At 29.1% G+C, this 25,628-nt stretch carries 25 protein-coding genes and 1 pseudogene; 12 read left to right on the plus strand and 14 right to left on the minus strand.

The features are described from left to right. Positions 1–203 precede the first annotated feature (203 nt). The 4 genes from ACY2RX_RS07440 to ACY2RX_RS07455 are packed head-to-tail and all read left to right on the plus strand — an operon-like array spanning position 204 to position 3,104. On the plus strand, positions 204–770 hold the full coding sequence (locus ACY2RX_RS07440; RefSeq protein WP_490103335.1) for an RNA polymerase sigma factor: 567 nt from the start codon (positions 204–206) through the stop codon (positions 768–770). Next, positions 760–1,284 (plus strand): hypothetical protein, encoded by a 525-nt coding sequence (locus tag ACY2RX_RS07445; RefSeq protein ID WP_490103336.1) that lies wholly within the window; start codon positions 760–762, stop codon positions 1,282–1,284. Before ACY2RX_RS07440 ends, ACY2RX_RS07445 begins: the two co-directional genes overlap by 11 nt. Next, on the plus strand, positions 1,268–2,347 hold the full coding sequence (locus ACY2RX_RS07450; protein ID WP_490103337.1) for a DUF4097 family beta strand repeat-containing protein: 1,080 nt from the start codon (positions 1,268–1,270) through the stop codon (positions 2,345–2,347). The genes ACY2RX_RS07445 and ACY2RX_RS07450 overlap by 17 nt, the downstream gene beginning before the upstream one ends. A 25-nt stretch (positions 2,348–2,372) precedes the next feature. Then, positions 2,373–3,104, plus strand: coding sequence for a head GIN domain-containing protein (locus ACY2RX_RS07455; protein WP_490103338.1), 732 nt, complete (start codon positions 2,373–2,375; stop codon positions 3,102–3,104). Between the two features lie 95 nt (positions 3,105–3,199). Here ACY2RX_RS07455 and ACY2RX_RS07460 read toward each other — a convergent pair whose 3' ends face one another. Further along, the gene (locus ACY2RX_RS07460) at positions 3,200–4,372 is read right to left on the minus strand and encodes a GlmU family protein (protein ID WP_490103339.1); all 1,173 of its coding nucleotides are present in this window, start codon (positions 4,370–4,372) and stop codon (positions 3,200–3,202) included. A gap of 105 nt (positions 4,373–4,477) precedes the next feature. Continuing rightward, positions 4,478–5,260 (minus strand): choice-of-anchor V domain-containing protein, encoded by a 783-nt coding sequence (locus ACY2RX_RS07465; protein WP_490103340.1) that lies wholly within the window; start codon positions 5,258–5,260, stop codon positions 4,478–4,480. A gap of 300 nt (positions 5,261–5,560) precedes the next feature. Between ACY2RX_RS07465 and ACY2RX_RS07470 the strand changes: the two genes are divergently transcribed. Next, positions 5,561–6,106 carry a GNAT family N-acetyltransferase gene (locus tag ACY2RX_RS07470; protein WP_490103341.1) on the plus strand — a complete coding sequence of 182 codons (546 nt, stop codon included), beginning with the start codon at positions 5,561–5,563 and terminating at the stop codon, positions 6,104–6,106. Between the two features lie 76 nt (positions 6,107–6,182). On the opposite strand, the gene carB is transcribed toward ACY2RX_RS07470, so the two are convergent. The 4 genes from carB to rpmH all read right to left on the minus strand — a co-directional run bounded on the left by carB (position 6,183) and on the right by rpmH (position 11,758). Then, positions 6,183–9,038: a carbamoyl-phosphate synthase large subunit gene (gene carB, locus ACY2RX_RS07475; protein ID WP_490103342.1), complete on the minus strand. Its 2,856-nt coding sequence runs from the start codon at positions 9,036–9,038 to the stop codon at positions 6,183–6,185. Between the two features lie 58 nt (positions 9,039–9,096). After that, positions 9,097–10,620, minus strand: a complete 1,524-nt coding sequence (gene eptA, locus ACY2RX_RS07480) for a phosphoethanolamine--lipid A transferase EptA (protein WP_490103343.1) — start codon at positions 10,618–10,620, stop codon at positions 9,097–9,099. Continuing rightward, a complete protein-coding gene (locus tag ACY2RX_RS07485; RefSeq protein ID WP_490103344.1) occupies positions 10,601–11,452 on the minus strand; it encodes a phosphatase PAP2 family protein in 852 nt (283 codons plus the stop codon). The genes eptA and ACY2RX_RS07485 overlap by 20 nt, the downstream gene beginning before the upstream one ends. 144 nt (positions 11,453–11,596) lie before the next feature. After that, positions 11,597–11,758: a 50S ribosomal protein L34 gene (rpmH, locus tag ACY2RX_RS07490; protein ID WP_298949287.1), complete on the minus strand. Its 162-nt coding sequence runs from the start codon at positions 11,756–11,758 to the stop codon at positions 11,597–11,599. A 228-nt stretch (positions 11,759–11,986) separates the two neighbouring features. On the opposite strand from rpmH, the gene pyrG reads away from it, so the two are divergent. The 5 genes from pyrG (at position 11,987) to ACY2RX_RS07515 (ending at position 17,298) form a co-directional block, all read left to right on the plus strand. After that, positions 11,987–13,600: a CTP synthase gene (gene pyrG, locus ACY2RX_RS07495; protein ID WP_490103345.1), complete on the plus strand. Its 1,614-nt coding sequence runs from the start codon at positions 11,987–11,989 to the stop codon at positions 13,598–13,600. 140 nt (positions 13,601–13,740) lie between these two features. Next, complete coding sequence (yidC, locus tag ACY2RX_RS07500; RefSeq protein ID WP_490103346.1) at positions 13,741–15,621, plus strand: membrane protein insertase YidC; 1,881 nt, start codon at positions 13,741–13,743, stop codon at positions 15,619–15,621. Positions 15,622–15,717: 96 nt separating this feature from the next. Further along, a complete protein-coding gene (locus ACY2RX_RS07505; protein WP_490103347.1) occupies positions 15,718–16,344 on the plus strand; it encodes a GDSL-type esterase/lipase family protein in 627 nt (208 codons plus the stop codon). A 449-nt stretch (positions 16,345–16,793) separates the two neighbouring features. Further along, a complete protein-coding gene (locus ACY2RX_RS07510) occupies positions 16,794–17,027 on the plus strand; it encodes a hypothetical protein (RefSeq protein ID WP_490103348.1) in 234 nt (77 codons plus the stop codon). Continuing rightward, entirely contained in the window at positions 17,011–17,298 is a 288-nt protein-coding gene (locus ACY2RX_RS07515; RefSeq protein ID WP_490103349.1) for a type II toxin-antitoxin system RelE/ParE family toxin, read from the plus strand. Before ACY2RX_RS07510 ends, ACY2RX_RS07515 begins: the two co-directional genes overlap by 17 nt. A gap of 143 nt (positions 17,299–17,441) precedes the next feature. Here the strand turns inward: ACY2RX_RS07515 and ACY2RX_RS07520 are convergent, their stop codons facing one another. The 4 genes from ACY2RX_RS07520 to ACY2RX_RS07535 all read right to left on the minus strand — a co-directional run bounded on the left by ACY2RX_RS07520 (position 17,442) and on the right by ACY2RX_RS07535 (position 21,627). After that, positions 17,442–18,401: a glycosyltransferase family 2 protein gene (locus ACY2RX_RS07520; RefSeq protein WP_490103350.1), complete on the minus strand. Its 960-nt coding sequence runs from the start codon at positions 18,399–18,401 to the stop codon at positions 17,442–17,444. A 167-nt stretch (positions 18,402–18,568) separates the two neighbouring features. Then, positions 18,569–19,375 carry an enoyl-ACP reductase FabI gene (locus ACY2RX_RS07525; protein ID WP_490103351.1) on the minus strand — a complete coding sequence of 269 codons (807 nt, stop codon included), beginning with the start codon at positions 19,373–19,375 and terminating at the stop codon, positions 18,569–18,571. Between the two features lie 115 nt (positions 19,376–19,490). Continuing rightward, positions 19,491–21,143 (minus strand): DNA repair protein RecN, encoded by a 1,653-nt coding sequence (gene recN, locus ACY2RX_RS07530; RefSeq protein ID WP_490103352.1) that lies wholly within the window; start codon positions 21,141–21,143, stop codon positions 19,491–19,493. A 145-nt stretch (positions 21,144–21,288) separates the two neighbouring features. Continuing rightward, the gene (locus tag ACY2RX_RS07535; RefSeq protein ID WP_490103353.1) at positions 21,289–21,627 is read right to left on the minus strand and encodes a DUF4870 domain-containing protein; all 339 of its coding nucleotides are present in this window, start codon (positions 21,625–21,627) and stop codon (positions 21,289–21,291) included. Positions 21,628–21,729: 102 nt separating this feature from the next. On the opposite strand from ACY2RX_RS07535, the gene mnmE reads away from it, so the two are divergent. After that, complete coding sequence (mnmE, locus tag ACY2RX_RS07540) at positions 21,730–23,124, plus strand: tRNA uridine-5-carboxymethylaminomethyl(34) synthesis GTPase MnmE (RefSeq protein ID WP_490103354.1); 1,395 nt, start codon at positions 21,730–21,732, stop codon at positions 23,122–23,124. Positions 23,125–23,209: 85 nt separating this feature from the next. Here mnmE and ACY2RX_RS07545 read toward each other — a convergent pair. Then, positions 23,210–23,512, minus strand: a pseudogene (locus ACY2RX_RS07545) (phage integrase SAM-like domain-containing protein); the annotation flags it as partial. A gap of 15 nt (positions 23,513–23,527) precedes the next feature. Then, on the minus strand, positions 23,528–23,872 hold the full coding sequence (locus tag ACY2RX_RS07550) for an Arm DNA-binding domain-containing protein (protein ID WP_490103355.1): 345 nt from the start codon (positions 23,870–23,872) through the stop codon (positions 23,528–23,530). Position 23,873: 1 nt separating this feature from the next. Here ACY2RX_RS07550 and ACY2RX_RS07555 point away from each other — a divergent pair, with 1 nt between their 5' ends. Beyond that, a complete protein-coding gene (locus ACY2RX_RS07555; protein WP_490103356.1) occupies positions 23,874–24,380 on the plus strand; it encodes a site-specific integrase in 507 nt (168 codons plus the stop codon). Positions 24,381–24,686: 306 nt separating this feature from the next. Here the strand turns inward: ACY2RX_RS07555 and ACY2RX_RS07560 are convergent, their stop codons facing one another. Both ACY2RX_RS07560 and ACY2RX_RS07565 read right to left on the minus strand, forming a co-directional pair. After that, positions 24,687–25,313, minus strand: a complete 627-nt coding sequence (locus ACY2RX_RS07560) for a sialate O-acetylesterase (protein ID WP_490103357.1) — start codon at positions 25,311–25,313, stop codon at positions 24,687–24,689. Then, the gene (locus ACY2RX_RS07565) at positions 25,268–25,609 is read right to left on the minus strand and encodes a sialate O-acetylesterase (protein ID WP_490103358.1); all 342 of its coding nucleotides are present in this window, start codon (positions 25,607–25,609) and stop codon (positions 25,268–25,270) included. Before ACY2RX_RS07565 ends, ACY2RX_RS07560 begins: the two co-directional genes overlap by 46 nt. Positions 25,610–25,628 lie beyond the last annotated feature (19 nt).

Consider the following 25,628-nt stretch of genomic DNA (forward strand, 5'->3'; position numbering starts at 1 on the left):
TTATTAAATAAAATGTTTCTAAAATATGAAAAACTTAAATTTAAACATTTGAAAATAACGCTTTCAAAAACACTACTTTTCATATACTAACCCATTAGCAAAAAACCATCTTCAAATACTGCTTCCATAAAAAACTGTATTTTTATTTTCAATAAACTGTCACAACTCAAAAACAGTTTTGTCTTTAATACAGAAACGTTTTATTGGAAACCAATCAACCACATATAACCAACTTTATAGAACGCTGCAAAAAGTCGGATAAAAATGCGCAGTTAGATTTGTATAAAGCTTATTACAAAGCAATGTATAATACTGCACATCGTATTTTAAAAGATAATTTTGAAGCTGAAGATATTATGCAAGAAGCATTTTTAACGGTATTCACAAAAATGAATATGTATAAAGGCGAAGTTACTTTTGGTGCGTGGTTAAAAAGAATAGTTATCAATAAAAGTTTAACACAATTAAAAAAGAATAATCGTTATAACGAAGTAAAAATGGAAGTGATTCCTAATGATGAAGTTGAAGAAGAAACTATAGATTATTCTGGCTTAAAAGCCAACAAAGTATTAACGTGTTTGCAAAGTTTAAAAGACAATTATAGAGTGGTTTTAAACTTGCATTTAATAGAAGGGTATGATTATGAAGAAATTGCAGAAATTTTAAATTATACCAACGAAAATGTGAGAACAACCGTTTCTAGAGCAAAAAAGAAATTAAAGCAAGTAATACTTGCAGAAAATATAAATACTCAAGCGTATGGAAGATAAATTACATCAATTTTTTTCTGAAAATGAATTCGATTTTCAAGAACCTCATTCTGGTCATTTAGAACGTTTTGAACGCAAGCTAAATCATCAAAAAAAAATAAATAAAACTTCTTGGAAATGGTTGTCTGTGGCTGCATCTGTAGTGTTAATTTTGGGCTTTTGGTTAGGTAATAATCATCAAAAAAAACAAATAGAATTAGCAGATGTATCGCCTAAAATGGAAGAAGTTCAAAGCTATTTTGTAGCTACAATTAATCAAGAATTAAAAACCCTAGAAAGCAATAGGAATTTAGATACAGAAACTATTATAGAAAACGCTTTAGACCAATTAGAAGACCTTGAAGAAGAATACAAAACCTTTGTTAAAGAGTTAACTAAAAACGGAAAACAAAGAAAAATTATAAGCGCAATGATTAAAAATTATCAACAACGTTTAGACATTTTAGAAAGCACCTTAAAACAAATTGAACAAATAAAAAATCCTAATATTTTAAACAATGAAGTCTATATATAAAATTACATTATTATTTCTTTTAATACCACTATTAGCAACTGCAAACAACGATAAAAAAAGACACGAAAAAAGTAAAATCATAAAAAAAGAATTTAACGTAAATGCTGATGCAAAAGTTGCTTTAAACAACAAATATGGAAATTTAAATATTACAACCTGGAACAAAAATAAAGTTGAAATTGAAATAACAATAACTGTAAAAGGTGATGATTTAGAGGATGTAGAAAATAGGCTAAACACTATTCACGTAGAATTTAACAATACGCCTTCTTTGGTTGAAGCAAAGACAATTTTTGAAAAGAAAAAAAGCAGTTGGTCTTGGTGGAAAAAGAATAAAAATATGAACTACAAAATAAATTATGTGGTTAAAATGCCAAAATCTAATTCAGTAGATTTAAACAACGATTATGGTAATATTTACTTAGATAATTTAGATGGCAAAGCAGATATTAATTGCGATTATGGTAAAATTTCTATTGGTAATTTAGCTGCATCAAACAACGACATAAACTTAGATTATTGTTCTTCATCTAGCATTAATTATATGAAAAGTGGAGATGTAAATATTGATTATTCTAAATTAACAATAGATAAAACTCAGAAAGTTAGAGTAAACTCAGATTATTCTACAGTTAAATTAGGAGAAACAAAAAGTGTAGATTTTAACGCCGATTACGGCTCAATTTCTATTGATGAAGCAGATAATGTAAATGGTAATTCAGACTTTGCAAGTATGCGTTTTGGCACCATTCATAAAAAATTAATTATAGAAACTGAGTATGGCGCATTAACTGTAAAAAACTTGGCAAAAGGATTTGAAAATGTTGAAATTGATGGCGAATATGCTGGCATTAGAATTGGTGTTGCCCCAGATGCTGTTTTTAATTTTGAAATTGATTTACAATATGCTGGTTTTAGTAGAAATAAAAACAAATTTGAAATGTTTAAAAGTATTTCTAAATCAACTAAAAAATATTATGAGGGTAAATTTGGAAAAGGAAACACGAATTCTAGATTAAAAATTAAATCGCAATATGGTGGTGTAAGCATCAAAGAAAACTAAAAAAAATCAACCAAAAATAAATATTATGAACAAAAAAATATTTTTAACTAGTATAATTCTAACACTAACCTTTGCTGCAAACGCACAAAGCTGGTGGAATAGTAAAAAAATTAAAGGAAATGGAAACCTTATTACAGTTACCAAAACAACATCAGATTATGATAAAGTTTCTGTTGGTGGTCCTTTTAATGTAGAGCTTGTAAAAGGCAAAGAAGGAAAAATTAAAATTGAAGCCGAAGAAAATATCATTCCTTATATAGAAACTAAAGTTTCTGGAAATACTTTAAAAATTAATTACAAAAAAAACACCAATATCAGAACCACAAGAAAAATTACAATAACAGTTCCTTATAAAGATTTAGAAGCTGTTGCCTTGGGTGGTTCTGGAAATATTAGTAATAATAATATTATTAAAAGTGATAAATTTAGCGCTAGTATTGGTGGCTCTGGAAATATAAAACTAAAAATTGATGCCAAAAATGTAAGAGCTTCTATTGGTGGTTCTGGCAACATTTATTTAGAAGGAAAATCAGATGAATTTAATTGTTCTATTGCTGGTTCTGGTAGCATTAAAGCTTATGATTTAAAAACGGACGAGGTGTATGCAAAAATTGCTGGTTCTGGTAGTATAAAAACTACAGTAAAATCTAAAATTAAAGCAAAATTAGTAGGTTCTGGTAGCGTTTATTACAAAGGAAATCCAACTCATATAGACAGTAAATCTGTTGGTTCTGGCGATATACGCGATAGAAATTAGAAAAAATCCATTTTAAAGTTAAATTAAAAAAGCTCTAAAATGAAAATTCATTTTAGAGCTTTTTAACTTTTAGACTTTTAGACTTTTAGACAAATCTAATAATTTCTATATTTTTTAGTAGCTTCAAAAACACTTTCTAAAATCTTTTGGTCTTTTTCATCAAACAGTAAATCTTTACGTTTCATAACAACAGTGGCTACTTCAAAAACCTTATTTGTTTTATATTCTGTAAACCCAGATGCTCCACCCCAACTAAAAGAAGGTATAAAATTTCTAGGAAAACCGCTACCAAAAATATTTGCGCTTACACCAACAACTGTTCCTGTATTAAACATTGTGTTAATTCCACATTTAGAATGATCTCCCATCATTAAACCACAAAATTGCAATCCTGTTTTGGCAAAACGTCCTAAACTATAATCCCATAATTTTACTTCTGCATAATTATTTTTAAGATTAGAATTGTTTGTATCTGCACCTAAATTACACCATTCTCCTAAAACAGAATTTCCTAAATAACCATCATGACCTTTACTAGAATAAGCAAATAAAACAGCGTTATTAACTTCTCCTGCAATTTTACAATAAGGCCCCATAGTTGTACCGCCAAATATTTTTGCTCCTAATTTTAAAACGGCATTATTACACATTGCAAACGGACCTCTTATTGCGGTTTGCTCCATAACCACTGCATTTTTACCTATATAAATTGGCCCAGAAGAAGCGTTTAAAGTTGCAAAAGTAATTTCTGCACCTTCTTCTATAAAAATATTATCCTTATTAATATACCTTGTTCCTTCTGGTATGGGTTGCGATTTTCTACCTTCAGTAATAAAATCGAAATCTTGTTGAATTGCTTTATAATTTAAAGAAAATATATCCCAAGTATTTTTAATTTGTAGAATATCTTCTTCAAATTCTATTTGAGTAAACTCATCAAAATTAACTTCTTGGTTTTCTTCTGAATAAAAAGCAATAACATCTTCTCCTTTAAAAATTGCTTCATTCTTAGAAAGGTTTTTTACCATTTCTACCAGCTCTTTATTTGGTAAAAAAGAAGCGTTTAACAAAACATTTTCTTCCATTTCTACCATCGGATATTTTTCCTCTAAATATTCTTCAGTAATTGTTGTAGTGGTTAAACTCAAATACTTTTCCCATTTTTCTCTTATCGTTAAAATACCAACTCTAATATCTGCAACGGGCCTTGTATAAGTAAATGGTAATAAAGAGTTTCTTACATCACTATCAAATAAAATATAATTCATTTTTCTTATTTTCGAAGTCTTGCAAATTTACTTTAAAAAGTGTACAAAAAAAACCGATTGTATGAATACAATCGGTTGGTATAAAATATTTTTATAAAAAAATTGTTATTCTTTTATAAATTTTTGGCTTCCTATTTTATCTTCTGTTTTAATTTTTAAAACATAAACACCAGAACTTAAATAAGTTACATCTACAGCTTGATTAGATTTTGTTATTTTTTTTGATAATGCTAATCTACCCACATAATCGTAAAATTCTACAGTTGCTTCATTTACATCTGAAGATAATTGAATATTTAATTTATCTGAAGCTGGATTTGGATACATATCAAAGTTTAAACGTTGAGCTTCAGAAATTCCTAATACAGATACTGGAGAAGAAGAAGCAGTTACTACTTGATCACCACCTGTACTTCCATCACCATTTGTAGCATTAAAAGCGGTGTAAAAAGTAATATTTCCTTGATCTGTTAATGGTGATTTCCAAGTAACATTCCAAGTAGTTTTGTTTGTAGAGCTACTATTATGACCAATAGATTTACCACTGTTTAAAACATTTACATCTGCACCTCCACTAAAAGTACCTACTTTTGCAGAAGCATTTTCTGCAGTAAGTTGAAAACCATGTTTAGAGGATGAAGAGCTTCCTGTTACTGTTATAGTATAATCTGTGTTTAGTGCATAACCCCCAGCAGGTATGTTAGTTGTAACCGTTGCAGAAGCACCGAAACTAGCTCCTGCTGAGTGACAAGCTGTACAAGTTGTTGCGTCTTGAGGTGAACCAGTTCTACTACCAATTGCACTACTACCACTTGTGTATGATAAGAGTGTAAATGCGGAAACTGGTATTAACAATAAGATTAGTTTTAAAAAATAGTTTTTTTTCATTGTGATGTAGTTTTTAAAAAGTTTAATAATTATTTTACATAGTCGTAAAAGAAGTATCAAAATTACAGTTTTTTTAAAACACTTAGCTATATTAAAATTAAACTATAGTTATATTAAAGTTAAACTATGGTTTTTACATAACAGGTTTTCCGTTTTTAATATAAAAATAATGTCTTTCTTTTGATGAAACATCTTTATAAAATTTAACTAAAAAACTATGTTCTTTTTATTGATTATTTAATTAAAAAATATAACTTAACTTCATCAAACAATAAAATTGAAAGTTAAAAATTCTTTTTAATGATAAAATTAAGAAAACTAGAACTTAATGATTTAGAAGACTATAGATTTTGGAAACTACCAAAACATAAATATCACTCATTAAATGGTCCCTATTTTAAAAAAGATTCTGAAAATAAAGTTGAAAAGAGAATTCAAAAATTAAGAAACAAATTCTTAAAAGGTAAAAATGTTTTAAATAATGTAAGAATTATTTCTAATGATAAAAATGAAATTATTGGAGAAGTTAGTTGGTATTGGAAATCTAAAGAAACTAATTGGTTAGAAATAGGAATTGTAATTTTTAATGAACAATTTTGGGGCAAAGGAATTGGTTATTTAGCTCTTAAATTATGGATTGACGAAGTGTTTAACACAAAAAAAGAAATTATTAGAATTGGAATATCAACTTGGTCTGGAAATTTTGGAATGATTAAACTCGCTGAAAAATTAGGACTGAAAAAAGAAGCAAGATATATAAAAGCAAGAATTATAAATGGTGAGTATTTTGATTCTGTAAGCTATGGAATCTTAAAAGAAGAATGGATAAATAACAAAAATCATTAATAAAATAACTATAAAAAAAGCATCCAATTACTGAAACAAATTCAGCATAAATGGATGCTTTCTATATAAATAAATTTTACTTACTCAAATACATTTTTCTACGTGAGTATAAGTTGTAAAAGTCATCATCTTTTAAACTATCAATAAATAGTATACTTTCTCCTGTCGATTTCATTTCTGGCCCTAATTTCTTATTTACATTCGGAAACTTGTTAAAAGAAAATACAGGTTGCTTAATTGCAAAACCATCTAATTGTGGATTAAAATCGAAATCTGTTACTTTCTTTTCTCCCAACATTACTTTAGTTGCATAATTTACATACGGTTCTTTGTATGCTTTTGCTATAAAAGGAACCGTTCTAGAAGCTCTAGGATTTGCTTCAATTATATAAACAATATCATCTTTAATGGCAAACTGTACATTTATCAATCCAACAGTTTTTAACTCTCTTGCAATAGTATATGTATGATCTTTAATTTGTTGCATCACAAACTCACCTAAATTAAAGGCTGGCAAAGTTGCATTAGAATCTCCTGAATGAATTCCGCAAGGTTCTATATGTTCCATAATTCCGATAATATATACATTTCCATCAGCATCGCAAATTGCATCTGCTTCTGCTTCTATGGCACCATCTAAATAATGATCTAACAATAATTTATTGTTTGGAATTTTATGTAGCAAATCTACAACGTGTTCTACTAATTCTTCTTTGTTGATAACAATTTTCATTCCTTGCCCTCCTAAAACATATGAAGGTCTTACCAAAATTGGGAAATCTAATTGGTCTGCTAAAGCCAAAGCTTCATCCGCAGTTTCTGCGACACCAAATTCTGGATACGGAATGTTGTTTTCTTTTAATAATCTCGAAAATCTTCCTCTATCTTCAGCAATATCTAGTGCTTCAAAAGAAGTTCCTATAATTTTAATTCCGTATTTAGTTAATTTTTCTGCTAATTTTAATGCGGTTTGACCACCCAATTGTACAATAACTCCTTCTGGTTTTTCGTGACGAATAATATCATAAATATGTTCCCAAAAAACAGGTTCGAAGTATAATTTATCTGCCGTATCAAAATCGGTAGAAACCGTTTCTGGATTACAGTTAATCATAATAGTTTCATAACCACATTCTGCTGCTGCTAAAACTCCGTGAACACAGCAGTAATCGAACTCAATTCCTTGCCCAATTCTGTTGGGTCCAGAACCTAAAACAACAATTTTTTTCTTTTCTGTCACAACACTTTCATTAGCTATTACTATATCTCCCTTAACAGTTTCAATCTCATTTTCGAAAGTTGAATAATAATAAGGTGTTTTTGCTTTAAACTCTGCAGCACAAGTATCAACTAACTTATAAACACGCTGAATTTTTAATTCTTTTCTCTTATTATAAACTTGGCTTTCTAAACAGCCTAACATATGTGCTATTTGTCTATCTCCATAACCTTTTTGTTTTGCTTCTAACAATAAATCTCTATCAATAGTATCAATAGAAAATTTAGAAATCTCTTTTTCTAAATGAAATAACTCTTCGTATTGTTTTAAATACCACATATCAATTTTTGTGATATCGTAAATTTTACTTAGCGGAATTCCCATTGCAACAGCATCATAAATTGCAAAAACTCTGTCCCAACTTGCGTGGGTTAATTTTTCTATAATTTTATTATAATCTGTATATCCTTTACCATCTGCACCTAACCCATTTCTTTTAATTTCTAAAGATTGTGTTGCTTTATGCAATGCTTCTTGAAAAGAACGTCCTATACCCATAACCTCACCAACAGCTTTCATTTGTAAACCTAAAGTTCTGTCTGAACCTTCGAATTTATCAAAGTTCCAACGTGGTATTTTTACGATTACATAATCTAAAGTTGGCTCAAATAAAGCTGAAGTAGATTTTGTAATTCCGTTTTCTAATTCATCTAAAGAATACCCAATAGCTAATTTTGTAGCCACTTTTGCAATTGGATAACCTGTTGCTTTAGAAGCTAAAGCTGATGAACGCGACACACGTGGATTAATTTCGATAGCAATAATTTCTTCTTTTTCATCTGGAGAAACTGCAAATTGTACGTTACAACCACCTTCAAAATCTCCAATAGAACGCATCATTTTTATGGCCATATCACGCATTTTCTGAAATGTAGTATCAGATAATGTCATAGCAGGCGCAACTGTAATAGAATCTCCTGTATGAATTCCCATAGGATCCATATTCTCGATAGAACAAATAATTACTACGTTATCGTTTTTATCGCGTAATAATTCTAATTCGTATTCTTTCCATCCCATCATTGCTTTATCAATCATCACCTCATGTATTGGTGATGCTTCTAAACCTCTACTTAACAGCTCATCAAAATCTTCTGGTTTATAAACGATAGAAGCTCCTGCTCCACCCAAAGTATAAGAAGAACGAATTACTAATGGAAAACCAAATTCTTGCGCAATTTCTTTTCCTTTTAAAAATGATGTTGCAGTTGCTTGAGGCGCCATTGGCACATCAATTTTTAGCATTAATTCTCTAAATTGTTCTCTATCTTCAGTAATATTAATTGCATCAATATCTACACCTATTAAATTTACATCAAAATCTTCCCAAATTCCTTTATCATCAGCTTCTATACATAAATTTAAAGCTGTTTGCCCACCCATTGTTGGTAAAACCGCATCTATTTGTGGGTGTTCTTTTAATATTTGAATGATTGATTTTGTGGTTAGTGGCAACAAATACACATGATCTGCCATAGAAGGATCTGTCATAATTGTTGCTGGGTTAGAATTGATTAAAATGGTTTCAATTCCATCTTCTCTTAAAGATCGTAAAGACTGAGATCCAGAATAGTCAAATTCACAAGCTTGTCCAATTACTATAGGTCCTGATCCTATAATTAAAATGGAGTTAAGGTCTTTTCTTTTTGGCATTGTTATTCGTTGTGTTAATTGTTATTTTGTTAATAATTGTGTTTTATCATTAAGCTTTTTAGTTTTTAAAAATGCTCTTATTTTTATCAAAAATAGGACTTTCTATTGCTAAAAAATCTAGCACACTATGAAAAATATGGTGTTGAGATACTGTATTATTCTTTTTAAGTTCTTTTGTTTTGTCTGATTTCCAGACTATAAATGGTATTTCTAATTGTTCTTTTGGGGCAATACTTATGGGTATTCCATGCATATACAAATTGTTTTCTCCCAGAGATTCTCCATGATCAGAAACATATATCATAGAACTATTATAATCTTTAAGCTGTTTTAATTTATTTATTAAACTAGCAAGTATGTAATCTGTATAAACAATAGTGTTATCGTAAGCATTTATTAGTTCTTCTTGTGTACATTTTCCTAACTCAACGCTTTTACAAACTGGAGTAAACTTATTAAACTCTTTTGGATATTTTTTATAATATGTTGGTCCATGGCTTGTACTTGTATGCAAAACTACCAATATTTTGTTCTTTTTACTAGCTTGTATTTGCTCGTTTAAACCGCTTAATAAAACTTCATCATAGTTACAATTATCGCCTTTACATAGTTTTTTTAATTCTTCGCTTTTTTGATAGCTTTTAATATTTACAGTGGGTTCTCCCCAATTGGTAGTTCTCCAAAAGACTTCTACATTATTTCTGAATAAATAATTGGGTAAAATTTCGTACAATTTATTTGTATTTTTGTGCTCTAAAATACACTTAATCCCAGCTGTGGTATATGTTGCACAAGATTCAGATTTATAACTGTATACATTTTTTATCTCAGACAATAATGGGTTTGTATTTTTTTTATAACCGTATAAAGAAAAATTTTGACTTCTAGCAGATTCTCCTATTACAAGAACTACTACAGATTTTTTATCATCTTTTATAGTGGCATCTGGCAATAAAATTTGTTGCTTGTTTTCTTGGTTCTTATGATAATAAAATCGATAAATATTAACCACATAAGACCATGGCATCACCAAACCTCCAATAGTTTTCGAGTGTTTATCAATCCATAACCAATTGCTAGAATTTGCATACACTAGAGAGCCAATAAAAATTAGTGTTAAAATAATATGCGCTAAAAACTTTGTGAATTTAACTTTAATAATTTTTATTTTATAAATTAAAATACTGGGTATTATCCCTAAGAAAAACAAGTAAATAATTAAGGTAAAAGATAAAAAACTGGTCGATTCTTCATAACTCGTATTCAAAATATTACCAATCATTGTTTTATCTATTATAACTCCATAAGTGTTTATAAAATAGACAGCTATTGCATTTACATTAAAAAAAATTACGAGTAAAATTTTACCCACAAAACGAGAGATAAATAGCCCTATATAAAAAACCATTGCATTTAAAACAAAAGCTAAAATTGCCAGACTAACAATAATTGTAATTCCTTGTAAACTTCTATTATCTAAATTATTAAATGTAAATTTAAATAACGGAAAATGGTATAGAATTAAATTAATAAAACTAATTATTAATACATAGTAACTTAATTTAATGTCTTTTTTTAACATAAATATTTATCATTAAATATAAAGTTGCAACTAAAGATAATAACGCTAAATAAAATATAAATAGATTATTTTCTACTATTTTTTTTGCAATCGCAAACATACAAATTATAAAAAAAACTATAAAAATAGGGTAGTATTTTTTATTTTCAATCCAATTCCACCAACTAATTCTATTGTTTATAAAAATGCCTAAAACAGCAGAAATGTAACCTATAATACTACCTATTATAACATCTAAAGGATAATGTGCTCCAACACCAACTCTTGAAAAAGAAATTAATAAACCCAATAATAATACAAAAAAAAACCAGCCTATTTTGTATTTAAATTCTTTTGGCATAAATGCAAAAATTAATACAGTAATTATGGTAAAAGTAGCAATAGAATGCCCAGAAGGCAAACTGGTATGCCCAGAAAGTGTTTTTCCAATAATCGCAAAACTATCATTATCAAACATTGCTGCAGGTCTTGGTACTGCAAATAACTTTTTTAAAGAAAATGAAAAGACCCCAGAAATTATTGCTGATGTAAACAAAGCACCCCATAATTTAGGAGTATAAATAATAAAAGCCACTAACAAAGAGAAAAATATTAAGACATCTCCTAATTGTGTTAAATTAAATTGTAAACTAGGTAATTTAGATAACTTATTATTTAAAGAAAAAAATAAATCTTCTTGAACTTTAACATAGCCATTAATAGAAAATGCATCTTCTTTAAAAAGAATAAAAGCAACAACAAACAGTAATAAAACAGGAAAAAAAAGTAAATTTAATCTAGTCTTGGCAAGATTATTAGTTACTTTAGTATCTAATTTATGATTATTGAACATATTTGTTTTTAAAAATAAAATTGATTTTTTTTGCTTTTACCTTCTTTATTGTTTTGTTTTTTCACAAAAATAGTTAGTGCTTAGATATAAAAAAAGGTGTTACTAAAAAAGTAACACCTTATATATTAACAATTGTTAATCATTTTATTTTTTATGTCTAGTTTCAGACGAAACAGAAATTTTCTTTCTTCCTTTTGCTCTTCTACGAGCTAATACTTTTCTACCGTTAGCAGAAGCCATTCTCTCTCTGAAACCATGTTTGTTTCTTCTCTTTCTCTTTGATGGTTGATACGTTCTTTTTGGCATTATTATGTATTTTTAAAAGTCTTCTTTAATATTTATTTGTGCTAAACAATTTTACTCGTTAAAAGCGTGGGCAAATATACAACTGTTTTTATTTATGACAAATACTATTTTAAAAAAAATTAAAAATATTTTTCTGATGTTAAAAACCATAATTTCTCTGAATGTTTTTCTCATTTTTATTTGTGATAAAAACTAGAGTTAGTACTTTTGCGCAAACCTAAAAGAACCATGAGTAATACTAAATACGTTTTTGTAACCGGAGGCGTAACATCATCACTTGGAAAAGGAATTATTGCAGCTTCTCTAGCCAAACTTTTACAACAAAGAGGCTTTTCTGTAACCATCCAAAAATTAGACCCTTATATTAACATAGACCCAGGAACCTTAAATCCGTATGAACATGGAGAATGTTATGTAACTGACGATGGAGCTGAAACCGATTTAGATTTAGGCCATTATGAACGTTTTTTAAACATTCCTACTTCTCAAGCAAACAATGTTACTACAGGTAAAATCTATCAATCTGTAATTAATAAAGAACGTAAAGGAGCCTTTTTAGGAAAAACAGTACAAGTTATTCCTCATATTACAGACGAAATTAAGCGTAGAATTCAAATTTTAGGTGAAACTGGTGATTACGATATTGTTATTACAGAAATTGGTGGAACTGTTGGTGATATAGAATCTTTACCTTATGTAGAATCCGTAAGACAAATGTTGTGGGAAAAAGGCGAAGAAAATGCCATTGTTATCCATTTAACTTTAGTGCCATATTTAGCAGCTGCAGGTGAGTTAAAAACAAAGCCTACACAACACTCTGTAAAAATGCTAATGCAAAGTGGTGTAAGTCCAGATATTTTAGTGTGTAGAACAGAACACGAAATTTCTGATGACATTAAACGTAAGTTAGCCTTATTCTGTAATGTTAAAAAAGAGGACGTTATACAATCTATAGACGCAGAAACTATTTACGATGTTCCTAATTTAATGTTAGAAGAAGGTTTAGATAAAGTTGTTTTAAATAAATTGAATTTATCTTCAGAAAAACAACCAGAACTTAAACTATGGAACAACTTTTTAAGAAAACATAAAAACCCAAAATTTGAAGTAGAAATTGCTTTAATTGGTAAATATATAGAGTTACAAGATTCTTACAAATCAATTACTGAAGCATTTATTCATGCGGGTTCATCAAACGAAACCAAAGTAAAAGTACGTTGGGTACATTCAGAAAGTTTATCACCAGAAAACTATACAAAAAAACTAAAAGGTGTTAACGGTATTTTGGTGGCTCCTGGTTTTGGCGATAGAGGAATTGATGGAAAAATAAAAGCCGTGCAATATGCCAGAGAAAATAACATTCCGTTCTTCGGAATTTGTTTGGGTATGCAAATGTCTGTTATCGAATTTTCTAAAAATGTTTTAGGTTTGGTTGATGCTTTTTCTACAGAAATGAAAAAGGATTGTAAAAATCCTGTTATCAATTTAATGGAAAGTCAAAAAGAGGTTACAGAAAAAGGTGGCACAATGCGTTTAGGAGCTTGGGATTGTAAATTAGCTAAAAATTCTAAAATTTTTGATGCTTATCAAACAGAAATAATTAGCGAACGTCATAGACATCGTTATGAATTTAATAACGACTATAAAAATCAAATAGAATTAAAAGGAATGAAAGCAACTGGTATTAACCCAAAAACTGGTTTGGTAGAAGTTGTAGAAATACCTACGCATCCTTGGTTTGTGGGCGTGCAATATCACCCAGAATATAAAAGTACCGTTTTAAAACCTCATCCTTTGTTTGTAGATTTTATTAAAGCAGCTTTAAAACAATCTAAAAAATAATTTTGGAATAAGATTTGAACTATATAAGTTCATAAAATATAAAGCAGTAAAACAACTATAAAAACTGCTTTTTTACTACATTTGTCGCGTTTTTATCAGAAGTGAATTCTGATTTAATGACAAATTGACAATTAAAAAATATGGAACAAAAAAAATTTGATTTCAATTCCTTTATAGGGATGATTTTATTAGGTGGTATTTTACTTTGGTGGATGAACTCTAACAAACCCGAAGAAACCAAAGATACTTCAACAAAAACCGAACAAATTGTAGATACTACAAAAAACACAACCAAAACAATTACCCAAAACAAACCTGTTTTTAAAAACGACTCTTTAAAACAAGTTGCCTTTACAAATCAATTAGGTGCATTTGCTAAAAGCGCCATAAATGGCTCTGAAGGAACTTCTGTCTTAGAAAACGAAGTTGTTAAATTAACAATTAATAATAAAGGAGGGCAAATTACTGAAGCTTTAATAAAGAATTACAAAACACACGATTCTTTACCTTTATATATGATAAAAGATAAAAATGCCTCTTTTAATATCAATTTCGGGACAACAGATAATAGAATTTTAAATACTAAAGATTTATTTTTTGAGCCAACTGTTACAAAAAATGGAGACAATCAAATAGTTTCTATGAAACTAAAAGTTTCTGATACTCAGTTTTTAGAATACAGATATGAAATGAAACCTAATGATTATATGGTAAATTTCGCAGTTCGTTCTCAAGGTTTAAGCAATGTAATTAATGCTTCTAATCCTATAAATTTAGACTGGTCTTTAAATGGTTACAGACATGAAAAAAGTCTAAAAACCGAAAACACAATGTATTCTTGGTATTATTATAAAACCAATGACGAAGTAGAATACATAAGACCAGGAAACTCTGAAGTAGCCAATAATGTAGATTGGGTTTTTTATCAGCAACATTTTTTCTCTTCTAGTTTACTGTCTGATACGCCTTTTAACAATGCAACAATTACCTCTACAGATTTAGTGAAAAATGAAGAAATTGATACGGTTTTCACAAAAAGATACGAACTAAAAACACCTTTAGCCTTATCTAATGGTGAGTTAAATTATAATATGAAATGGTTTTACGGACCAAGTGATTATAATTTATTAAAAACTTACGAAGGAACAAGTTTAGAAGAAACAGCAGATTTGGGTTGGGGAATTTTTGGTTTTTTAAACAGAACCGTATTTTATCCTGTATTTAATTTCTTAAAAGGATTTTTATCTAACTACGGATTAATTATAATTCTGATGACCATTGTTGTTCGTATTTTAATGTCTCCTCTAGTTTATAAATCTTACGTTTCTAGTGCAAAAATGAAAGTGATAAGACCTGAGTTAACTGCTTTAAACGAAAAATATCCTGGTAAAGAAAATGCAATGAAACGTCAGCAAGAAACAATGGCAATTCAACGAAAAGCTGGTGTTAGTATGATGTCTGGTTGTATACCTGCCTTATTGCAAATGCCTGTATTCTTTGCTTTATTTAAGTTTTTCCCAACAAACTTATCATTAAGACAACAAAGTTTTTTATGGGCACCCGATTTATCTTCTTACGATACTATTTTTACACTTCCATTTGAAATTCCTTTTTATGGAGATCACGTAAGTTTGTTTCCTATTTTGGCATCTGTAGCAATTTTCTTTTATATGAAAATGAATCAAAGTCAGCAAGCAAATATGCAAGCACCGCCTCAAGAAGGTATGCCAGATATGAGTAAAATGATGAAGTATATGATTTACTTCTCTCCTATTATGATGTTATTTTTCTTTAACAACTATGCAAGTTCCTTAAGTTTGTATTATTTTATCTCTAACTTATTAACGATTGCAATTATGTTGGTGATTAAAAATTATGTAATTGATGAAGATAAGATTCACGCGCAAATAGAAGAAAACAAAAAGCGTCCTGAAAAGAAAAAGAGCAAGTTCCGCCAAAGAATTGACGACGCTATGAAACAAGCACAAGAACAACAAGCACAACAGCGAAGAAAAAAATAACCTCATTCTGAACTTGTTTCAAAATCTTATAAAATTTAAAAACTGAAACTAAGTAATTTATTAAATCATATTATAAACTCTGATAAAATAAAAATTATGAAATCTTATTTAATTATTCTTGTATCTCTTTCAACAATTCTTTTTTCGTGCAAAAAAGAAATAAAAATAGCTTGCATAGGTGATAGTATTACCAATGGTGGAGGAAAGAGTCAATCGTCATTTTATCCGATACAATTGGACATATTGTTAGGTGATGGTTTTCAGGTGTTGAATTGTGGAGAAAGTGGAGCCACTATGCAAAACGATGGAAATAAACCCTATTGGTATCAAAAAGATTTGCATAATGTATTTATGTATAAGCCAGATAAAGTTGTTATTATGCTAGGCACAAATGATTCTAAAACTAATAATTGGAACGCAGACAGTTATGAACGTAATTACCAATTAATGATTGATACCTTAAATACGATAGACTCCAAACCACAAATTTATCTTTGTTCCCCTCCTCCTGCATACAGCAATGCTTGGAGTATTAGCGATTCAACAATTCGATTAGGAGTTATCCCAATAGTTGAAAGAATTGCAAAAAGGAATAATCTTCAGATAATTGATATTTACAACGGGATGACCAAAATGCCGAATTTGTTTCCTGATGGAATCCACCCTAATGAAACAGGAATTAATGTAATGGCTAAAATTGTAGCCAAAGCTATTGTTAAATAAACAGATAAATGAACTGTTAAGTTAGTCTGATTTTGGAAGTAAAATAAAACACATAACATTTATATTTTAAAATACAAGAGAGGTTATATTAAACAAAAAAATTATGCTTAGTAATAAAAGGAAAATAGTAGCACATAACAATTTATAAAAATAATGCTGCTTAATAGGGGCTTGAAACATAATCTCATTTTACTATCTTTGATTTAGAAACTGAGAATAAGGTTAGCGAATTTTCTTAAAAACTTCGATTCTAAAAAACCCAATCCATAGCCTAAAAATTCCGTTAAAGAATTGACGACGCTATGAAACAAGCGTTTTTTCTATTAATTTTTTGATTCAAAAAAGCTAACTTCTCTAACTTCTGATTTAAGTCATTAAAACGGACGTAATATCAGTTTACACGTTGTAATGCATTTGCACACGAATGAAAAATATGCTAAATTTGAATTATGGAAATAAATATTCAAAATGCTAAAATTGACTTAATTCAATGGTTGACGACCATTGAAGATAGTTCTATAATTCAAAAAATTATGGAATTAAGAAATACAGAAAAGGAAGATTGGTGGAATAAAATATCTGAAACAGAGAAAAAATCAATAGAATTAGGGATTTCTGACGCTGATAATAGAAATTTGAAATCGCACTCTGAAGCAAAGAAAATATATGAAAAGTGGTTATAAGATTCTTTGGACAGAACACGCTTTAAATGAACTGTCTGATACTTATGAATATTTAGAATTACATTTTACTGAACGAGAACTCAAAAAACTTTCTACTGAACTTGATAAAACATTAAAATTAATTTCACAAAACCCTAATTTATTTCCGAAATCTGAATTAAAAGGAGTGAGAAAAATTGTCATTAAAAAATTCAATACGTTATATTTTAGAGAAGATGAGAGTTCCATTGAAATTCTTTCATTTTTTTCAAACCGACAAGATCCGAAATAAAAGAAAAATGTAAAACACATTACAACACCGTATAAACTTCATTGCTGGTTTTTTGCTCGCTTGGGAAATTCCTTCGGAATTTCGCCGTTCATGTTTTATTTAGTAAATTAACAGCTTAAACTACGCAACAAAGCTTAAATATGTTAGCAAATTTTCTTAAAAAACTTCGATTCTAAAAAACCCAAACCGTAACCTAAAAATTGCGTTAAAGAAGTAACAATACTTAAAAACGCAACATAGATATTCTTATTCTGAAACAACGAATCTAAGAAAATTAGTAAGAAATAAAATCCATAGAAATATAAGATTTGATGGTAGCCAAAAATTGCCAAAATGATACTGATGTCTAATCCAAGAATAAATACACTAGGAAACCAATACGTTGGTTTTGCTGTTTCTGGATATTTTTTATTTAAAATGGGTCTTGCTGTTCCGAAACCAAAAGTTTGCTTAAAAAATTGCTGAATTGTACTTCTTCTTTTGTGATATACAAAAGCTTTTTCTATCAACTGGGTTTTAAAACCATTTTCCCACAATCTAAAAGTTAAATCGATATCTTCTCCGTTTTTCATTTTAGAAAATCCGTTTGTTTTTTTAAAAGCCGATTTTGACATTCCTAAATTGAAACTTCTGGGTTGAAATTTACCTACCGCTTTTTTCTTTCCTCTAATTCCGCCAGTTGTTAAGATAGAAGTCATAGAATAATTTATGGCTTTTTGTAACGAGGTAAAACTTTTATGTGCAGCATCTGGGCCGCCAAAAGCATCTGTATAATTGATTTCTAAAGCTTTTTTTACTTCTGATAAATATTGTTTTGGAACAATAACATCTGAATCTAAAATGATAAAATAGTTGCCTGATGCTTTTTGCATTCCAAAATTACGGCTTGCTCCTGCTCCACTATTTTCTTTAAAAAAATATTTTACATTAAGTTGATTGTTGTATTTTTCAACTATTAAATCACTTTTATTATCAGAACCATCTTCGATAATTAGCACTTCAAAATTATCAGAAAAATCTTGTTTTGTAAGACTTTCTAACAACTCATCAATTTCTTGTGGACGATTATATACTGGAATTATGATGCTAAAAAATAGTTTCAAAGTTGTAAAGTTAAAAATTGAATCTTTATGTTTTCTAAAAGCTCGCAAACAGGTTTAGCCGTGATTGAGCGGTTTGTTTGAGCTCTTTTTTGAGGAACGAAAAAAAAGCGAGTAGCGAAAGCGCGAAATAGCTTCTAACCTTTAGACTGCGCTAAAGATGACATTTTTTACTCAAACTTTTCCATAATTGCATCACTTACGCCCATATTTGAAAAGCCGCCATCGTGAAATAAATTCTGTAAAGTTACTTTTTTGGTTAAATCTGAAAACAAAGAAATGGTATAATCGGCACAATCTGAAGCGGTTGCGTTTCCTAACGGACTCATTTTTTCTGCATAGGCAATAAAACCATCAAAACCTTTTACGCCACTTCCTGCAGTGGTTGGCGTTGGCGATTGCGAAATGGTGTTGACACGCACTTTATAATCGCGACCAAAAAAGTAGCCAAAACTACGTGCAATAGATTCTAAATAGGCTTTATTATCTGCCATATCGTTATAATCTGGAAACACTCTTTGCGCTGCCATATAAGTTAAAGCAACTATGCTTCCCCACTCGTTCATTGCTTTTTTGTTGTATAAAATATTCATTGTTTTGTGGAAAGAAACCGCAGAAACATCCCAACCTTTGGTTGTAAAATCGTATTTTGGATCTGTATAATGTTTTCCTTTACGCACGTTTACAGACATACCAATGGAGTGTAACACAAAATCGATTTTACCTCCTAAAATCTCGATAGATTGTTCTATCAGGTTTTCTAAATCTTCTATTGAGGTTGCATCTGCAGGAATAATTTGAGAACCTGTTTTTTCTGCCAAAGCATTTAATTCTCCCATTCGCATTGCAATTGGTGCGTTTGTTAACACAAATTCTGCTCCTTGCTCGTGTGCTTTTTCGGCAACTTTCCAAGCGATTGAATGTTCGTTTAAAGCTCCAAAAATAATTCCTTTTTTTCCTTTTAGTAAGTTGTACATATTAATAAGTTTTTAGTTGTTAGTTGTTAGTGTTTAGTTGTTAGTGTTTAGTTGTTGGTGTTTAGTTCTCTGCTGCACTCGAACTGATATTTTACTTTTGCCTTTTGCCTTAAAATCAATTCAACAATTCTTTTGCGTGTGTAATTGCAGAATCAGAAATATTTTTTCCACTTAACATTTCTGCAATTTCTACGATACGTTCATCAGTAGAAAGTTGTTTTAAATTGGTTGTTGTAATTTCTTTAATTTCTTCTTTATAAACTTTATAATGTTGGTTTCCTTTGGCTGCAATTTGAGGCAAATGCGTAATGGTTATGACTTGCATATGTTTGCTCATTTGCTGCATTATTGATGCTATTTTATTAGAAACTTCGCCAGAAACTCCTGTATCAATTTCATCGAAAATAATGGTTGGTAAATTGGTGTTTTCTGATAAAATCTTTTTGATAGACAACATTATTCTAGATAACTCTCCGCCAGAAGCAACTTTTTTTAGCTCACCAAAACTACCACCTTTGTTTGCAGAGAATAAAAATTCTAATTCGTCTTTTCCGTTAGAAAAATATGAGTTTGATAATTTATTATTGATAGAAAAACGTGCATTTGGCATTCCTAAATCTGATAATAAAAACGCTAATTCTTTTGTTAATTTAGGAATTACTTTTTGCCTAGCCGTTGAAATCATTTCTGCAACATTATCTAACTTTTTAGCAACCAAATTTATTGCTTCTTGCTTTTGATTGATAATAACTTCTCCATTTTCTACCTGCCCAACTTTTTCTTCTAATTGCAATTGAATTTCTAATAATTCTGCATTGGTTTGTACATAATGTTTTTTCTGCAAATTATAGATCAACTGCAGTCTATCATTGAGTTTTTCTAATTCATTCGGATTCGATTCTATAGCTTCGTTAGCATTTTCTAGCTCAGTAACAATATCATCTAATTCTATTTTTATACTCGTAATTCTTTGATATAACTCATCATATTCTTTAGAAAAAGAACTAATTTTTTGCAAATTATATTCTAGAGAATTTAGTAAAGATTGTGCGCCAATTTCATCATTTATAGAAATTTGTAATGCTTCTGATAAATTTAATTTTATGTCCTCTACATTATTTAGTTTTTCTAATTGTTCTTCTAAAGATTCTTGTTCATCTTCTTTTACATTAGCATCAACCAATTCATTATACAAATGCAAATTATAATCGTATTTTTGGTTGGCTTCTCTTTGTTGATTTTCTAATTCTGCTAACTCTTTTTGTAAAAAGTTTAGTTCTTTTAAACCTCTTTTGTAAGAAGCTATTTTTTGTTGATTTTTTGCCAAAGCATCAATTACAGAAAACTGAAAACTTGTATCAGACAATTGCATTGTTTGATGCTGTGAATGAATATCTATCAGTTTTGATTTTAATGCATTCAACACCAATAAAGTAACGGGTGTGTCATTTATAAAAGCTCTTGATTTGCCTGAAGGTAAAATTTCACGACGCAAAATAGTATTGGCTTCGTAATCTAAATCTACTTCATTAAAAAAATCTTCTAACTGATAATTCTTGATTGCTAATTCTGCTTCAATAACACATTTTTTTGATGTATCTTTTAAACTAGATAAATCTGCTCTGTTGCCTAAAACTAATCCTAAAGCTCCTAACAAAATGGATTTACCTGCACCTGTTTCTCCTGTAATTATTGATAATCCAGAAGAAAAATCTATGGACAATTGATTGATTAAAGCGTAGTTATTTATTGATAAAGTTGTAAGCAAAGTATCTTATAATTAAAAAATAAAATTAGTAAAAATTTAATGAATACAAAACCAACATCATCAAATTTAAAAAAGTAAAAATCATAAAAATTTAGTATAAAAAAATCGCTCTAAAGAGCGATTTTAATATTACTGTTTTCTTCTTCTATTTTATAAAATGGATTGTAAAAGGATAACTTGGTACTTCTCCATTACTAGCTTTTATGGCGTTAACTATTGGAAAAATTAGATAGAAAAGCCCAATAGCTATCAATCCCAAAATTCCTAATCCTAATAATAAAATTAACGGAATACAGATTAAAATGTATATAAACATCGATATTCTAAAGTTTAGAATTGCTTTTCCGTCTCTATCCATATCTAAAATTTCATCTTTTTTTGTGAGCCATAAAACTAAAGGCACTATAAAGCCTCCAATTCCTGTTACAAAATCTAATAATTGACTTAAATGTGTTAATACCAATAATTGTCTGTCTTCTTTCATTTTATGTCTTAAAATTTAGTTGTTTAATTATTTGACGCACAAAAAACTGTTTTGTTACAAAAGTATGATTTACAACTTAATTAAGCGATGTATATTTGCAGTATGATTCAAAATGATACTATTATTGCTTTGGCAACTCCTTCTGGTGTTGGCGCTATTTCTGTAATTCGACTTTCTGGTAAAGAATCTATTGCTATTGTTGATACTTTTTTTAAATCTGTAAGAAAAGGAAAATCATTAAAAAGTCAGAAATCACATACCATACATTTAGGACATATTGTTGAAAATGATGTGATTTTAGATGAAGTTTTAGTGTCCGTTTTTAAAAATCCAAATTCTTATACTGGAGAAAATGTGGTAGAAATTTCTTGTCACGGATCTCGTTTTATTCAGCAAGAAATAATTCAGTTGTTTTTACAAAATGGCTGTAGAATGGCTGATAATGGCGAATTTACTATGCGTGCTTTCTTGAATGGTAAAATGGATTTAAGTCAAGCTGAAGCTGTTGCAGATGTTATTGCTTCTAATTCGGCTGCGAGTCATCAAATGGCAATTCAGCAAATGCGTGGAGGAATAACCAATGAGTTAAAAGAATTACGTGCCAAATTATTAGATTTTGCTGCATTAATTGAACTAGAACTCGATTTTTCTGGTGAAGATGTAGAATTTGCTGATAGAACTAAATTTAAAGAATTGGTTAGTAAAATTACGTTTGTTCTAAAACGTTTAATAGATTCTTTTGCTTTTGGAAATGCGATGAAAAATGGAATTCCTGTTGCAATTATAGGTGAGCCAAATGTAGGGAAATCTACACTTTTAAATGCGCTTCTAAATGAAGAAAAAGCGATTGTTTCTAATATTGCAGGTACCACCAGAGATGCTATTGAAGACGAATTGATTATTGATGGTGTTGCTTTTCGTTTTATAGATACTGCTGGAATTAGAGAAACTAAAGATGCTGTAGAATCTATCGGGATTCAAAAAACCTACGAAAAAGCTGAGAATGCACAATTGATTATTTTCCTCGTAAACTCGGAAAAGTTTAAAGTTAAAAGTTCAGAGTTTAACGCTGAAATTGAAACTATTAAAGAGCGTTTTCCAAATAAAAGATTATTAGTAATTGCCAATAAAATTGATTTGATTTCTGATAGTGAAACTTCTACTCTACAATCAAAAATTGAGAATTTAATTCCTTTATCCGCAAAAAACAAAACAGGTATTGAAACTTTAAAACAAGAATTGACTTCTCTTGTAAATACTGGTGCTTTAAGTAATAATGAAACTATTGTTACCAATTCTCGTCATTTTGAGGCTTTAAATAATGCCTTAACCGCAATTACTTCTGTTCAACAAGGAATTGATTTAGAAATCTCTACCGATTTATTTTCCATCGACATCAGAGAATGTTTACGTCATTTAGGAAATATTACTGGTGAATATGATGTTGATAAAGATATTTTGGGTCATATTTTTGGGAATTTTTGTATTGGTAAGTAATAACGTCAATCACAGTATGTGTTACAGATGATTTTCTGATACTATTCTGTGTAAATATTTACTATTTCTTCTAAATCTTAAGTACTTATTTCTGACTAATCTTTTTTTTCTGTTGTCTAATATCAAATTTAGGTAGGTATTTGTTACATCTACATTCAGTTTGAGAGAGTTTTCTAACTTCATCAATTGTTAAGAACTCTCTTTTAGAATCAATAAGTTTTGGGGAAGTAACATTTAATGCTGGATTATGATAGATTAGCTTTTCACGTGAGGCTTGATGCAAAGCTGCTTTTATTTTATTGAAATAAGTATGAGCAGTATTCTGATTGAAGTTGCTGACCAAAGAAACTTTAATTTTTTTTAACCAATTTTCATCGACATCAGAAAATCGAAGTTTAGTTTTTTAATGTTGTTTAACTTGTTTTAAAGTACTCCACCAATGAGTGAAATTCACACCATTTTTACGTCTTTTCTCTGTAAGTTTTTCAAAATATTTTATGAAATCATCTTCAACATTATTAGTTGTTCGAATTCCATATGTTCCGTCTTGTAATTCAACTTGACGTTTAGCTTTTAAAGTTCTTGCTAACTTTAAAGTTTGTTTATTCTGATTTCTAATTTCAGTAGTAGTAGGTTTTTCAATGTAAAGTTTAAGAAATTCATATGAAACTTTTCCATTATGATAAACTTCTAAATAAAGACTAGTACGTCCTTTCGATAGATTCCTTTTACGAAGTGATACTCTCATTATGATACAATTTGTTACTTACAATCTTTTATGTAACGTATTAAAGAAAGCATTTCTGTTTTCGTGTTTAACAGGATTACGTTGGAGTGATGTAAATAATTTGATTTGGAAACAAATTTCATATAATAAAGACTTAGGATATTCTTTATATGTAAAGCAACAGAAAACTAAACAACAAATTAATTTACCTCTAACACAACAAGTAATTGAATTAATTAAGTGGAGTGAAGATATTGAAGACTTAGAAGAAAGAGTTTTCAAAGGATTGAATTACAGTTCTGAAATGAATATTAGATTATGTCAATGGGTTTTAAAAGCTGGAATAACAAAACACATAACATTTCACTGTGCGCGTCATACTCATACTACTTTATTATTGGCAAACGGAACTGATATCTATACTGTTTCTAAGTTATTAGGGCATCGAGAAGTTAGAACAACTCAAATCTATGCTAAAGTAATGGATGAAAGTAAACGAAAAGCGGTTGATAAATTACCTGAAATTTAGATTGTCTTAAATTTTTTATCTTTTTTCTTTATTATCATTATTCAGAATAATAGAAATAATGATTTCATAGTAAAAAATTTAAAGAGTTAAGTTCAATTATAAGACACTGTCCAATATTTTGTGTAAATAGAAAAATAGGAGGGTTTTAAAACCCTCCTATTTTTCTATTTACACAATTTTTTGGATACTGCCCTAACTCAACTTTAAAATTCTAAAAATTTCAGAATAACTTTACTTACACACTTATTGGTTTTGTGCCTTAAATAGTAAATTTGAATTAAAAATGAATAACAAAAATGTTACCGTTTAATTCCGTAAGGAATTACCTTCTTTTTCTTGTAAACCTTTGTTAGTTTTCAGATATACTTTTGCAAATCTTTCTCCCAATATTCGTTGTAATTCAGAATTAAAATGAACGTTATCTCCTTTGTGTTTCAAGTCTTCTGTTTCAACAATGTAAAGATTTTTATCAGCCTCAGTAATATTATGAATGATTGTATTTATTGAATCCCATTTTACTTGTTTTTCTACTGGTTTGGAATAAGATCCTAATTCTCCTAAAATTATTAATAAAGAATCTTTTTTGGTTATTTCTCTAAATTTTATAATTAATGAATCTAATCTTTGAGAGTATTTTTGAATTAATTCCGACCTAGCATTACTTTCTCCTTGATGCCAAAGTATTTCTTTTATTTCCCCATATTTTTCAGCAAAATTCACTTTGCTTTCAAAATTATCAAGTAGCCTAACTCCTTGACGAACTTCATTATATAACCACACTTCTAAAGAACTTCCCCCAACTACGCAAGGAATCATAGCAATTGAAATTCCTTCTGGAATCGAATCGAGTAATTTTTTTGCAAATGACATTCCGCAACCAAGTCCCGCTAAAGGAGGTTCATAAAAATGAAGGGCTCTTTTGTATAAATCCACTTATTAGATTTATCAATTGTCAAAATCCTTTTATTTGAAATTGTGTCTGATGGCTCAACAAAACCTCTCCCAACCATATTTGACTGACATACCATAAAGAATATATATAAACTGTTTGGATTTGGTAGTTTATCAACGTACTCAAATGTTTGCGAAAAATTTGATCGCCATTCCTGTTTTACTTTGGAAACAGAATATCTTCTATAGGTTTTTGGAGATCCATAATTAAGATCAATAGTTCCAAAAAAGATTATGGTCAGCATTGGAATACTATACATTTTGATTTTTTTTATCATACTATTTCTTTGTTACGCC

This window comes from Polaribacter sp. 2405UD43-2 (assembly GCF_058147125.1).